The organism is Streptomyces sp. NPDC028991, from assembly GCF_055564775.1.
In genome coordinates this window covers 42,836-56,481 of sequence record NZ_JBVHVP010000020.1, presented here as the reverse complement: position 1 = coordinate 56,481, position 13,646 = coordinate 42,836, and the positions used below count along the sequence as shown (strand labels likewise).

Annotated in this window: 8 protein-coding genes; 6 read left to right on the top strand and 2 right to left on the bottom strand. The window is 71.3% G+C overall.

Going from position 1 to position 13,646, the window contains the following annotated elements:
- Positions 1-10: 10 nt before the first annotated feature.
- A complete protein-coding gene (gene smc, locus ACZ4V1_RS29025; protein ID WP_468341727.1) occupies positions 11-3,565 on the top strand; it encodes a chromosome segregation protein SMC in 3,555 nt (1,184 codons plus the stop codon).
- 193 nt (positions 3,566-3,758) lie between these two features.
- A complete protein-coding gene (locus tag ACZ4V1_RS29020; RefSeq protein WP_468341724.1) occupies positions 3,759-5,177 on the top strand; it encodes a sugar porter family MFS transporter in 1,419 nt (472 codons plus the stop codon).
- 637 nt (positions 5,178-5,814) lie between these two features.
- On the opposite strand, the gene ACZ4V1_RS29015 is transcribed toward ACZ4V1_RS29020, so the two are convergent.
- On the bottom strand, positions 5,815-7,260 hold the full coding sequence (locus tag ACZ4V1_RS29015; RefSeq protein WP_468341721.1) for a cytosine permease: 1,446 nt from the start codon (positions 7,258-7,260) through the stop codon (positions 5,815-5,817).
- Positions 7,261-7,436: 176 nt separating this feature from the next.
- Between ACZ4V1_RS29015 and ftsY the strand changes: the two genes are divergently transcribed.
- Positions 7,437-8,651, top strand: a complete 1,215-nt coding sequence (gene ftsY / locus ACZ4V1_RS29010; protein ID WP_468341718.1) for a signal recognition particle-docking protein FtsY — start codon at positions 7,437-7,439, stop codon at positions 8,649-8,651.
- Positions 8,652-8,958: 307 nt separating this feature from the next.
- Here the strand turns inward: ftsY and ACZ4V1_RS29005 are convergent, their stop codons facing one another.
- Positions 8,959-9,630, bottom strand: a complete 672-nt coding sequence (locus ACZ4V1_RS29005; protein ID WP_468341715.1) for a bifunctional DNA primase/polymerase — start codon at positions 9,628-9,630, stop codon at positions 8,959-8,961.
- A 445-nt stretch (positions 9,631-10,075) separates the two neighbouring features.
- Here ACZ4V1_RS29005 and nsdA point away from each other — a divergent pair, with 445 nt between their 5' ends.
- The 3 genes from nsdA (at position 10,076) to ACZ4V1_RS28990 (ending at position 13,640) form a co-directional block, all read left to right on the top strand.
- Positions 10,076-11,569, top strand: coding sequence for a transcriptional repressor NsdA (nsdA, locus tag ACZ4V1_RS29000; protein ID WP_468341712.1), 1,494 nt, complete (start codon positions 10,076-10,078; stop codon positions 11,567-11,569).
- 389 nt (positions 11,570-11,958) lie between these two features.
- Positions 11,959-13,305, top strand: coding sequence for an ammonium transporter (locus tag ACZ4V1_RS28995; protein ID WP_468341709.1), 1,347 nt, complete (start codon positions 11,959-11,961; stop codon positions 13,303-13,305).
- The gene (locus tag ACZ4V1_RS28990) at positions 13,302-13,640 is read left to right on the top strand and encodes a P-II family nitrogen regulator (RefSeq protein ID WP_019328769.1); all 339 of its coding nucleotides are present in this window, start codon (positions 13,302-13,304) and stop codon (positions 13,638-13,640) included. The genes ACZ4V1_RS28995 and ACZ4V1_RS28990 overlap by 4 nt, the downstream gene beginning before the upstream one ends.
- Positions 13,641-13,646: the final 6 nt, after the last annotated feature.

Below are 13,646 nucleotides of genomic sequence, written 5' to 3'. Positions count from 1 at the left end.
GTCCGGCGGCGTGCACCTGAAGGCCCTGACCCTCCGCGGATTCAAGTCGTTCGCCTCGGCGACCACGCTCCGGTTCGAGCCGGGCATCACCTGCGTCGTCGGCCCGAACGGTTCGGGGAAGTCCAACGTCGTCGACGCGCTCAGCTGGGTCATGGGCGAGCAGGGCGCCAAGTCGCTGCGCGGCGGCAAGATGGAGGACGTCATCTTCGCCGGCACCACCGGCCGCCCGCCGCTGGGCCGGGCCGAGGTGTCCCTGACCATCGACAACTCCGACGGGGCCCTGCCCATCGAGTACGCCGAGGTCACCATCACGCGGATCATGTTCCGCAACGGCGGCAGCGAGTACCAGATCAACGGCGACACCTGCCGCCTCCTCGACATCCAGGAACTGCTCTCCGACTCCGGCATCGGCCGCGAGATGCACGTCATCGTCGGCCAGGGCCAGCTCGACTCCGTGCTGCACGCCGACCCGATGGGCCGCCGCGCCTTCATCGAGGAGGCCGCGGGCGTCCTCAAGCACCGCAAGCGCAAGGAGAAGGCGCTCAGGAAACTGGACGCGATGCAGGCCAACCTCGCGCGCGTGCAGGACCTGACGGACGAGCTGCGCCGCCAGCTCAAGCCCCTGGGCCGACAGGCCGCGGTCGCGCGCAGGGCCGCCGTCATCCAGGCCGACCTCCGGGACGCCCGGCTCAGACTCCTCGCCGACGACCTCGTACGGCTGCGCGAGGCGCTTCGTGCCGAGATCGCCGACGAGGCCGCGCTCAAGGAACGCAAGGAAGCCGCCGAGCAGGAGCTGGGCCGGGCGCTGCGCCGCGAGGCGGACCTTGAGGAAGAGGTACGCCGGCTCACCCCGCGCCTCCAGCGCGCCCAGCAGACCTGGTACGAGCTGTCCCAGCTCGCCGAACGGGTGCGGGGCACCATCTCGCTGGCCGACGCGCGCGTGAAGAGCGCCACCTCCGCGCCCCCCGAGGAGCGGCGCGGCCGCGACCCGGAGGAACTGGAGCGCGAGGCCGCCCGCGTCCGCGAACAGGAGGCGGAACTCGAGGCGGCCCTGGAGGCGGCCGAGCACGCCCTGGAGGACACGGTCGCCCACCGTGCCGACCTCGAACGCGAACTGGCCCTGGAGGAGCGCCGCCTCAAGGACGCCGCCCGCGCCATCGCCGACCGCCGTGAGGGACTGGCCCGGCTCAGCGGCCAGGTCGGCACCGCCCGCTCCCGCGCCGCCTCGGCCCAGGCCGAGATCGAGCGGCTGGCCGAGGCCCGGGACGAGGCCCGGGAGCGCGCCGCCGCAGCCCAGGCGGAGTACGAGGCACTCCAGGCGGAGGTCGACGGCCTGGACGCCGACGACCAGGAGCTCGGCGAGCGGCACGAGAGGGCCAAGCGGCAGTTGGCCGAGGCGGACGCCGCCCTGAGCGCCGCCCGTGAGGCAGTCACCGCGACGGAACGCGCGCGAGCCGCGACCCAGGCCCGCCACGAGGCGCTGGCGCTCGGACTGCGCCGCAAGGACGGCACCGGTGCGCTGCTCGCCGCCAAGGACCGGCTCACCGGTCTGCTCGGTCCCGCCGCCGGGCTCCTCACCGTGACGCCCGGCCACGAGGCCGCCCTGGCCACCGCCTTCGGCGCCGCCGCCGACGCCCTCGCGGTGACGTCCCCGGCGGCCGCCGCCGACGCCATCCGCCTGCTGCGCAAGCAGGACGCCGGCCGGGCGGCCCTGCTGCTCGCCGGCGCCCCCGACTCCGTACCGGAGGAAGCCCGGCACGACGGGCCGCCGTACGCCGCCGACCTCGTCCGCGGGCCCGCCGACCTGATGCCCGCCGTGCGGCGGCTGCTGCGCGGGATCGTCGTCGTCGCCACCCTGGAGGACGCCGAGGACCTCGTCTACGCCAGGCCCGGGCTGACCGCCGTCACCGCCGAGGGCGACCTGCTGGGTGCCCACTTCGCGCAGGGCGGGTCCGCCGGGGTGCCCAGCCTCCTGGAGGTGCAGGCCTCCGTTGACCAGGCCGCCGCCGAGCTGGAGGAGCTGGGTGCGCGGTGCGAGGAGCTCGCCGAGGCGCAGGACGCGGCCGTCGCACGCCGCCGGGAGTGCGCCGCGCTCGTCGAGGAGCTGGGGGAGCGGCGCCGGGCCGCCGACCGTGAGAAGTCGGCCGTCGCCCAGCAACTGGGGCGCCTCGCGGGACAGGCCCGGGGGGCCGCCGGGGAGGCCGAGCGGTCCGCCGCCGCGGCGGACCGGGCGCAGGAGGCCCTCGACAAGGCGCTGATGGACGTGGAGGAGCTGGCGGAACGGCTCGCCGTGGCGGAGGAGATGCCGGTCGAGGAGGAACCCGACACCTCCGCGCGCGACCGGCTCGCGGCCGACGGCGCCAACGCCCGCCAGACCGAGATGGAGGCCCGCCTCCAGGTCCGTACGCACGAGGAGCGGGTCAAGGGTCTCGCCGGGCGGGCCGACTCCCTGGACCGTGCCGCCCGCGCGGAACGTGAGGCACGCGCGCGTGCCGAAGAGCGGCGGGCCAGGCTGCGGCACGAGGCGGCCGTCGCCGGGGCCGTGGCCACCGGCGCCCGGCAACTGCTCGCGCACGTCGAGGTCTCCCTGACCCGCGCCGACGAGGAGCGCACCGCGGCCGAGGCCGCCAAGGCCCGGCGGGAGCAGGAACTGACCGCCGCGCGCACCGCAGGGCGCGATCTCAAGGCGGAGCTCGACAAGTTGACGGATTCAGTCCACCGGGGTGAGGTACTCGGCGCCGAGAAGCGGCTGCGCATCGAGCAGCTGGAGACCAAGGCGCTGGAGGAACTCGGTGTGGAACCGGAGGGGCTCGCGGCCGAGTACGGCCCCCATCAAGAGGTGCCGCCCTCGCCCCCCGCCGAGGGCGAGGAGCTCCCCGAAGACCCGGAGCATCCACGCAACCGTCCCCGGCCCTTCGTCCGCTCCGAGCAGGAGAAGCGCCTGAAGGCCGCCGAACGCGCCTATCAGCAGCTCGGCAAGGTGAATCCGCTGGCTCTGGAGGAGTTCGCGGCGCTGGAGGAACGGCACCAGTTCCTCAGCGAGCAGCTGGAGGATCTAAAGAAGACCCGCGCCGACCTGCTCCAGGTCGTCAAGGAGGTCGACGAACGCGTCGAGCAGGTCTTCACCGAGGCCTTCCGGGACACGGCCCGGCAGTTCGAGGGCGTCTTCAGCCGGCTGTTCCCGGGCGGTGAGGGACGGCTGATCCTGACCGACCCCGGCAACATGCTCACCACCGGCGTGGACGTCGAGGCCCGTCCGCCGGGCAAGAAGGTCAAGCGGCTCTCACTGCTGTCGGGCGGAGAGCGCTCGCTGACCGCCGTGGCGATGCTCGTGTCGATCTTCAAGGCGCGGCCCAGCCCGTTCTACGTCATGGACGAGGTCGAGGCGGCGCTCGACGACACGAACCTGCAGCGGCTGATCCGCATCATGCAGGAGCTGCAGGAGGCCTCGCAGCTCATCGTGATCACGCACCAGAAGCGCACGATGGAGGTCGCCGACGCGCTGTACGGCGTGTCCATGCAGGGCGACGGTGTGTCGAAGGTCATCAGCCAGCGGCTGCGCTAGTTCCGTAAGTCATTAACTTCAACTCTTGAACGAGTGACCTCTCTCCGCGTCCTCAAACTCACAGCTCTTCCCCTATTGACTTCGAAACTTGAAGGCATAGTCTCTGCAACGTTGCTTTTACCTTCAGGTTCCTTCAGTGGCACCTCGAAGGCGATCCACCCCGGCAGCGTTGCCGGTAGCCCGAGGAGTACACGTGGCCAGCACATCGCAGGCACCCAGTTCAGGAGCCAGGACGGCTCACCCCGATCATCTCGGGCACGTCATCTTCATCGCGGCGGCGGCCGCCATGGGCGGCTTCCTGTTCGGCTATGACAGTTCCGTGATCAACGGCGCCGTCGAGGCCATCCGGGACCGCTACGACGTCGGCTCCGCGGTGCTGGCCCAGGTCATCGCCGTCGCACTGATCGGCTGCGCCATCGGCGCCGCGACCGCCGGCCGCATCGCCGACCGCATCGGCCGCATCCGCTGCATGCAGATCGCGGCCGTGCTCTTCACCGTCAGCGCCGTCGGCTCCGCCCTCCCCTTCGCGCTGTGGGATCTGGCCATGTGGCGCGTCATCGGCGGCTTCGCCATCGGCATGGCCTCGGTGATCGGCCCCGCCTACATCGCCGAGGTCTCCCCGCCCGCCTACCGAGGCCGGCTCGGCTCCTTCCAGCAGGCCGCGATCGTCATCGGCATCGCCGTGTCGCAACTGGTCAACTGGGGTCTGCTGAACGCCGCCGGCGGCGACCAGCGCGGTGAGCTGATGGGCCTGGAGGCCTGGCAGGTCATGCTCGGCGTCATGGTCATCCCGGCCATCCTCTACGGCCTGCTCTCCTTCGCCATCCCCGAGTCCCCGCGCTTCCTGGTCTCCGTCGGCAAGCACGAGCGCGCCAAGCAGATCCTCGAAGAGGTCGAGGGCAAGGACGTGGACTTCGACACCCGCATCGCCGAGATCGAGCACGCGATGCACCGCGAGGAGAAGTCCTCCTTCAAGGACCTGCTCGGCGGCAGCTTCTTCTTCAAGCCGATCGTCTGGATCGGTATCGGCCTGTCCGTCTTCCAGCAGTTCGTCGGCATCAACGTCGCGTTCTACTACTCGGCGACGCTGTGGCAGTCGGTCGGTGTCGACCCGTCGCAGTCGTTCTTCTACTCGTTCACGACGTCGATCATCAACATCGTCGGCACCGTGATCGCGATGATCTTCGTGGACCGCATCGGGCGCAAGCCGCTCGCCCTCATCGGGTCGGTCGGCATGGTGATCGGCCTGGCGCTGGAGGCCTGGGCCTTCTCCTTCGACCTGGTCGACGGCAAGCTCCCGGCCACGCAGGGCTGGGTCGCCCTGATCGCCGCCCACCTGTTCGTCCTCTTCTTCGCCCTCTCCTGGGGTGTGGTCGTCTGGGTCTTCCTCGGCGAGATGTTCCCGAACCGGCTGCGCGCCGCCGCGCTGGGCGTGGCCGCGGCCGCGCAGTGGATCGCCAACTGGGCCATCACCGCGAGCTTCCCGTCGCTGGCCGAGTGGAACCTCTCCGGCACTTATGTGATCTACACGATCTTCGCCGGCCTCTCCATCCCCTTCGTCCTGAAGTTCGTGAAGGAGACGAAGGGCAAGGCCCTGGAGGAGATGGGCTGACCGCCCGCCCCCGAATCCGGGGAGAAGGGCCAAGTCCCCGCTGCCCCTCTCCTCGTACCGTCCGCCGCCCCCGCCCGGCCCACCGCCGGACCGGGGGCGGCGGTGTCGTACGTCCGGCGTCCGGGTCCGGTCCGCTCACCAGACGACGACCCCGCCGCCGGTCTCCAGTGCCCCCGGCGGGCTCCTCGAAGACGCGCAGGCGGTCCTCGGTCCGGCTCCGGTGTTCCGGCAGCGACCGCCGGGCGGTCGGTGCCGGCCGCGATCCGGCCGAGAGGGGGACCGCAGCAGAGCGACCTCTTGCACAGGTCGGGCACCTGCCCGGCTCCACCTCCCCATCCCGTTCGGCCGGAACCGGCAGGAGGCGGCGGCCGAGGCGCGCACCAGGCCCCGCCCTCACACCTCGGTGCGCCAGGACTCGAAACCGCCGCAGTTGTGGGCGTCCTCGCCGGGAAGCGCCTCGGACCGTCCCGGTTCCCGGACGAGGACTTCCACCAGCGCGCTCATGGGCGCAGGCGACCACCCCGGTGCGGGCAACGGGATCCCCCCGTGGTGGCCGGTGGGTGCCGCACACGCGTCGCCCCCTTCCGCCGGCACTCGGAGAGGCTCGGCCCGGGAGGGGGCGTCGGGTGGCGCGGGGTCAGACGGTCACGGATTCGGCCCGCTCGGCCGGCGCCGCCGCCGGGGCGACCACCGCCGGCTTCGGCAGTACGGCGTACAGCAGACCGGAGATCACCACCGTGGCCACCCAGCCGAGGCCGTACTCGCCGATGACGTTGTTCGCTGCGAGGGGGCCGGTGAACCAGTCGGACGTGGTGAACATCAGACCGGCGATCAGGCCCACGGCCCAGGCGGCGACGGCGGCGACGGAGAAGCCGCCGCGGTACCAGTAGGCGCTGGTGCGGCCGGTGTCGGCCAGGGCCTCGCCGTCGTACTCCCTGCGGCGCAGCATGTCCGCGCCGAAGACGCCGACCCAGGCGGAGAAGGCGACCGCGAGCAGCGACAGGAAGGCGATGAAGGAGCCCATGAAGCTGGTCGCCGCCAGCATCAGCACGCCGCCGAAGAGCAGCGAGATCACGGCGTTGACCGAGACCGCCCAGTGCCGCGGAATCCTGAAGCCCAGGGTCTGCGCGGTGAAGCCGGCCGAGTACATCGACATCGAGTTGATCAACAGCATGCCGATCAGCGCGATCAGCAGGTACGGCACCGCGATCCAGGTCGGCAGGATCTCGCCGAGGAAGGAGACCGGGTCGGCGGCCGAGGCCAGGTCGGGCGTGGAGACGGCCATGACCATGCCCATCAGGACCATGGGCAGGACGACGATGCCGGCGCCGCCGATCGTCACGCCGACGATCCCCTTCGAGGAGGCCGTGCGCGGCAGGTACCGCGTGAAGTCCGGGGCGGACGGGATCCAGCTGACGCCCCCGGCCGCGATCAGGCCGATGCCGGTGATCATCGCGGCCACCGAACCGGCGGACCGGTCGAACACCGCGGACCAGTCGGTGTCGACGACCAGGTAGCCGAGGACCAGCACCGAGAAGGCGGCGAAGAGGTAGGCCGCGTACTTGTTGCACTTCTGCACGGCGTTGATGCCCAGTCCGGAGATCGCGAACGTCGCCACGACGAAGGCGAGCAACGTGACCATGTCCAGCAGGCTGTTGGCCCGAATGCCGAACACGATGTCCAGCACGGTGAGCAGGGCATAGGCACCGGTCACCGCGTTGATCGTCTCCCAGCCCCAGCGGGCGATCCAGATCAGCGAGCCGGGCAGCAGATTGCCCCGCTGACCGAAGACCGCCCGGGACAGTGCCATCCCGGGAGCGCCACCGCGCTTGCCGGCGATGCCGATCAGCCCGACCAGGCCGTACGACAGGACCGGCGCGGCGGCCGCGACGACGAGGGCCTGCCAGAAGTTGAGCTGGTACGCGACGACGAGGCTCGCGCCCATCGTGAGCAGCAGCACGCTGATGTTGGCGCCGACCCAGGTCGGGAAAAGCTCGCGGGTCCGGGCGGTCCGCTCATCGTCGGGCACCTGCTCGATGCCGCGGGTTTCGAGGGCGCCTTCGGTCTCGGCGGTCTTGCTCATGTGGGGGGTCCGTGCCTCGATCGTGGGAGAAGAGGGGGTTGTCGGGACTCTACGCGCGTTGACGTGGCCTCTTCCATCGTACTTTGATCCGACTCCTTCCTTCCAGGGGCCTTTGTCCTTTGGAGAAAGCCACAAAGGGCGGTCTCCGGGGGCCCATGGCTGATACTGGACGGGTTATGGAAATCGTCATCCTTGCTGTAGTCATCGCCGTGGTCGTGATCGGCGCGCTCGGCGGGCTGGTCATCGGCAGTCGCCGTAAGAAGCAGCTGCCTCCGCCGCCCCCCGCCGCGCCCGACATCACCGCCCCTCCGGCCGAGCCGCACGTCGGCGACGAGGCCGAGACGCCGCGCGACGAACCGCGCCGGACGATAGAGGAGGTCGACCTCCCGGACGGCGGCACCGCTCCCGCCACCGTCGAGGAGCCGCCCGTCGTCGAAGAGCTCGAGATCCCGCAGATCGAGGTTCCCGAGCCCACCGCCGGCCGTCTGGTCCGGCTCCGTGCCCGCCTCTCCCGCTCGCAGAACGCCCTCGGCAAGGGCCTGCTCACCCTGCTCTCCCGGGAGCACCTCGACGAGGACACCTGGGAGGAGATCGAGGACACCCTGCTCACCGCCGATGTCGGCGTGCAGCCCACCCAGGAGCTGGTCGAGCGGCTGCGCGAGCGTGTGAAGGTGCTCGGCACCCGCACGCCCGACGAGCTGCGCGCCCTGCTGCGCGAGGAGCTGATCACCCTCGTCGGCCCCGACATGGACCGCGAGGTCAAGACCGAGCCGCCGAACACCAAGCCCGGCATCGTGATGGTCGTCGGTGTCAACGGCACCGGGAAGACCACCACCACCGGCAAGCTCGCCCGCGTCCTGGTCGCCGACGGCCGCAGTGTCGTCCTCGGCGCCGCCGACACCTTCCGTGCCGCCGCCGCCGACCAGCTGCAGACCTGGGGCGAGCGGGTCGGCGCGCACACCGTGCGCGGGCCGGAGGGCGGCGACCCGGCCTCCGTCGCCTTCGACGCGGTCAAGGAAGGCAAGGAGATGGGCTCGGACGTCGTGCTCATCGACACCGCCGGGCGCCTGCACACCAAGACCGGCCTCATGGACGAGCTCGGCAAGGTCAAGCGTGTCGTGGAGAAGCACGCGCCGCTGGACGAGGTGCTGCTCGTGCTCGACGCGACCACCGGCCAGAACGGCCTGATCCAGGCCCGGGTCTTCGCCGAGGTCGTCGACATCACCGGCATCGTGCTCACCAAGCTGGACGGCACGGCCAAGGGCGGCATCGTGGTCGCCGTTCAGCGCGAGCTGGGCGTGCCGGTCAAGCTGATCGGGCTCGGGGAGGGCGCGGACGACCTGGCGCCGTTCGAGCCCGCGGCGTTCGTGGATGCCCTTATCGGCGAGTGATCGCCGCCGCCTGCCGGACTCCGGTGCGCGCACCGGAGCATGTCCCCGCGTGCGAAGAAGCGCCCGCCTCCCGTGACCGGGGGACGGGCGCTTCGCCGTGTGTGGCAGGGGCTCGGGTGACAGCGGGGCGTGACGGGGCGGGGTGGGGCGTGGGGCGGAAACGACGGTGGCGGGGTCGACCGCCGTGTCCGTTGCCCGCCGCGTCGGCGGGCGTTGAATGCGGGTGCGGGTGCGGGTGCGGGTGCGGGTGCGGGGGCCGTGGGATGCGGGGCACGGGTGAAGACCGCACGCCCTCCCGGCCTGGGGTCTACGCCCGCGACCGATGGGCGACGTACGCCAGTGTCCCCAGCAGCAGCCGGGCCGCCGGCGGCTTGGTCGCCGAGTCGAGGGCCGGCGGACGCAACCAGCGCACCGGACCGAGGCCTCCGCGGTCGGAGGGCGGGGCGGTGACGTGCGTACCGGGGCCGAGTCCGCGCAGGTCCAGGGCGGACGGGTCGTCCCAGCCCATGCGGTAGAGCAGCCGGGGTAGGTCGGCGGCGGCGCCCGGCGCGACGAAGAAGTGGACACGGCCCTGTGGGGTCGCCGCGACCGGGCCGAGCGGGAGGCCCATGCGCTCCAGCCGGGCCAGGGCCCGCAGTCCGGCCGGCTCGGCCACCTCGATCACGTCGAAGGTCCGTCCGGCCGGCAGCATGACCGAGGCGCCCGGGAACTCGGCCCAGGCCCGGCTCGCCTCGTCCAGGGTCGCCCCGGCGGGCACCTCCGGCGCGAAGGCGAGGGGATGCGCACCCGGCGCCGGGCAGTCGCGCCGGCCGCACGAGCAGGCGCCCGCGGCGGCCCGGGCCCCCGGCACCACGGCCCAGCCCCACAGTCCGGTGAACTCGGCCACGACGGTGCACTCCGACGCGCGGCCGCGGCGGCGCACACCGGACCGGATGTCGCGCATGCCCCGACTGCTGCCGATGCCGATCGTGAAGCCCATGCCCCCTCCAACGGGTCCGACGCAGCGGCGGTTACGCAGCGGACGTGAAACGTGACTCTCTGCTTCCAACTCCCCAGTCCGGCGCGGTTCAGACGGCGTCCGGAAGCACTCCGGGTGGTGTGCTCGCCAATGCACGCCCCGGTGTGCACCGGTGCACCGACTCCCGGTCGGCCTATGTCAAGTGAATCGCGTGCAGGCCACCGGGAGTTCATTCGAAGGGGTGGCGAATGGTGGCGATTCTGCAATCGCCATGGCTGGACGGGTGATCGTAGGATTACTTTGTGTGCATGGAGCCGTGGGGCACATGCACACATGGGTATGCCGGAGGCAACTCGGCTTTCCGTTCGAAGGGCGGCAACCGTCGGACGGAGAGCCCCAACCACCGGCATTCTGATAGGGCTTGGCGCAATCGGCGACAGGTGGTCTCAGGGATGGGGGCGTTCCAGTGAGCGGCAACGGCGGAAGCGGTACGAGCGCGGGAAGCGCGTCGCACGCTGACAAGCGCCCCAACGAGCTGCTCACCTCGTGGTTCGCCCGCAGCGGCTGGTCCAAGGGCGAGCTGGCCCGCCAGGTCAACCGCCGGGCACGCCAGTTGGGCGCCAACCACATCTCCACGGACACCTCACGAGTACGCCGCTGGCTCGACGGCGAGAACCCGCGCGAGCCGATCCCGCGGATCCTGTCCGAGCTGTTCTCCGAGCGCTTCGGCGTCGTCGTCTCCGTCGAGGACCTGGGCCTGCGCTCCACCCGCCCGACGCCCTCCGCGACCGGCGTCGACCTGCCCTGGACGGGCCCGCAGACCGTGGCCCTGCTCAGCGAGTTCTCGCGCAGCGACCTGATGCTGGCGCGGCGCGGCTTCCTCGGGAGCTCGCTGGCCCTCTCCGCGGGCCCGTCCCTCATCGAGCCCATGCAGCGCTGGCTCGTCCCCTCGCCCCCGGCCGCCTCCTCCGGGCGCGAGCCCGCGCCCGCCTCTCGCTCGCGTGGGCGCCTGTCCAGGCCGGAGCTGGACCTGCTCGAGTCGACCGCCGTGATGTTCCGCCGCTGGGACGCCCAGTGCGGCGGCGGCCTGCGCCGCAAGGCGGTGGTCGGCCAGCTGCACGAGGTGACCGACCTGCTGCAGGAGCCCCAGACCGAGGCCACCCGGTCCAAGCTGTTCAAGGTCGCCGCCGAACTCGCCGAACTGGCCGGCTGGATGTCGTACGACGTCGGGCTCCAGCCCACCGCGCAGAAGTACTTCGTCCTCGCCCTGCACGCCGCCAAGGAGGCGGGCGACCGGCCGCTCGGCTCGTACATCCTCTCCAGCATGAGCCGCCAGATGATCCACCTCGGCCGCCCCGACGACGCCCTGGAGCTGATCCACCTCGCGCAGTACGGCAGCCGGGACTGCGCGAGTCCCCGTACCCAGTCGATGCTGTATGCGATGGAGGCCCGCGCCTACGCCAACATGGGCCAGCCCGGACGCTGCAAGCGGGCGGTGCGCATGGCCGAGGACACCTTCGCCGAGACCGGCGAGTGGGACGAGCCCGACCCCGACTGGATCCGCTTCTTCTCCGAGGCCGAGCTGTACGGGGAGAACAGCCACTCCTTCCGCGACCTCGCCTACGTCGCCGGCCGCAGCCCCGCCTACGCCTCGCTGGCCGAGCCGCTGATGCGCCGCGCGGTGGAGCTGTTCGCCGAGGACGACGAGCACCAGCGCTCCTACGCGCTGAACCTGATCGGCATGGCCACCGTTCACCTGCTGCGCCGCGAGCCCGAGGAGAGCACCGGCCTGGCCGTGGAGGCCATGGGCATCGCCAAGAAGGTCCGCTCCGAACGCGTCAACACCCGCATCCGCAAGACCGTCGACACGGCCGTACGCGATTTCGGTGACCTCGGTGAGGTCGTCGACCTGACCGAACGGCTCGCCGTCGAGTTGCCGGAGACCGCCGAAGCGGTCTGAACCCCCACCAGCCCCGGCCGCGGCCGGCCCTCCCGAACTGCCCGACTCGGCTCCCCCATGCCAGGTCATTCGGAGGCCGCCGCGGCCGGTTCCCCCCTTTGCGCCTGAACCGGCGCCGCTCTCGCGGACCTGGTTGCTCGCCATAGGGGTTGCTCAATTGATGGTTGCGGAGATCGCCTGGACGGTTGCGTGACGATAACGGCGGCCCGGCCCGCGAACCGGCAGTTCACCCACGCGTAACACGCACAGCGCCTTCGTCACGGCGGCGAAACAACGAGGGGCGTCCACCGAAACCGCGCTGCGCCAATCTCATGGCGCATAACCGGCCCACCCCTCATTCCGCTCAGGCTTCGCCCGCACGGGGCCGTACCAACGACGAGGAGACGCCGATGGCTCCAGCCATCACGCTTGCCGCAGAGACGGAGCTCTCTGCCGCCAACACAGGCTTCATGCTCATCTGCTCCGCCCTGGTGATGCTGATGACGCCGGCCCTGGCCTTCTTCTACGGAGGCATGGTCCGCGTCAAAAGCACCCTGAACATGCTGATGATGAGCTTCATCAGCCTCGGCATCGTCACCGTCCTGTGGGTGCTGTACGGCTTCTCCATGGCGTTCGGCACCGACACCGGCGGCATCGTCGGCTGGAACTCCGACTGGGTCGGCCTCAGCGGCATCGGTCCGAGCGAGCTGTGGGACGGCTACACCATCCCGGTCTTCGTCTTCCTGGTCTTCCAGCTGATGTTCGCGGTGCTCACACCCGCCCTGATCAGCGGCGCCCTCGCGGACCGGGTGAAGTTCACCGCCTGGGCGCTGTTCATCGCCCTGTGGGTCACGATCGTCTACTTCCCGGTCGCCCACTGGGTCTGGGGCTCCGGCGGCTGGGCCTTCGAGCTCGGCGTGATCGACTTCGCCGGCGGTACGGCCGTGCACATCAACGCAGGTGCCGCCGCGCTCGGCGTCATCCTGGTGATCGGCAAGCGGGTCGGCTTCAAGAAGGACCCGATGCGCCCGCACAGCCTGCCGCTGGTCATGCTCGGCGCGGGCCTGCTGTGGTTCGGCTGGTTCGGCTTCAACGCCGGCTCCTGGCTGGGCAACGACGACGGCGTCGGCGCGCTGATGTTCGTCAACACGCAGGTCGCCACGGGCGCCGCCGTCCTCGGCTGGCTCGCCTACGAGAAGATCCGCCACGGCGCGTTCACCACGCTCGGCGCCGCCTCCGGCGCCGTCTCCGGACTGGTCGCCATCACCCCGGCGGGCGGCGCGGTCTCCCCGCTGGGCGCGATCGCCGTCGGTGTCATCGCCGGTGTGCTGTGCGCCATGGCGGTCGGCCTGAAGTACCGGTTCGGCTACGACGACTCGCTCGACGTGGTCGGCGTGCACCTCGTCGGCGGCATCCTCGGCTCCCTCCTCGTCGGCTTCTTCGCCACCGGCAAGGGCCAGTCCGACGTCGAGGGCCTCTTCTACGGTGGCGGCCTGGACCAGTTCTGGAAGCAGTGCGCCGGTGTCTTCGGTGTCCTCGCCTACTCCCTGGTCGTCTCCGCCATCCTCGCCTTCGTCCTGCACAAGACGATCGGCATGCGCGTGCCGGAGGACGACGAGGTGGCCGGCATCGACCAGGCCGAGCACGCCGAGACCGCATACGACTTCAGCGGCGCCGGCGGTGGTGCCGCCCGGACGACCGCCACGCCGGCCGCCTCCGTGGCCGGCTCGGCCCAGAGCAAGAAGGTGGACGCATGAAGCTCATCACCGCCGTCGTCAAGCCGCACCGGCTCGACGAGATCAAGGAGGCCCTCCAGGCCTTCGGGGTCCACGGCCTGACCGTCACCGAGGCGAGCGGCTACGGCCGTCAGCGCGGCCACACCGAGGTCTACCGCGGCGCCGAGTACACCGTCGACCTGGTGCCCAAGATCCGCATCGAGGTGCTGGTCGAGGACGACGACGCCGAGCAGCTCATCGAGGTCGTGGTCAAGGCGGCCCGCACCGGCAAGATCGGTGACGGCAAGGTCTGGTCGGTCCCGGTCGACACGGCCGTACGGGTCCGGACCGGCGAGCGCGGCCCCGACGCGCTGTAGGGCAGC

Bases quoted from the DNA above. Each gene is read 5' to 3' on its own strand.
- ACZ4V1_RS29015 (WP_468341721.1), bottom strand. From the start codon at position 7,260: ATGAGCAAGACCGCCGAGACCGAAGGCGCCCTCGAAACCCGCGGCATC.
- ftsY (WP_468341718.1), top strand. From the start codon at position 7,437: ATGGAAATCGTCATCCTTGCTGTAGTCATCGCCGTGGTCGTGATCGGC.
- ACZ4V1_RS29005 (WP_468341715.1), bottom strand. From the start codon at position 9,630: ATGGGCTTCACGATCGGCATCGGCAGCAGTCGGGGCATGCGCGACATC.
- ACZ4V1_RS28995 (WP_468341709.1), top strand. From the start codon at position 11,959: ATGGCTCCAGCCATCACGCTTGCCGCAGAGACGGAGCTCTCTGCCGCC.
- ACZ4V1_RS28990 (WP_019328769.1), top strand. From the start codon at position 13,302: ATGAAGCTCATCACCGCCGTCGTCAAGCCGCACCGGCTCGACGAGATC.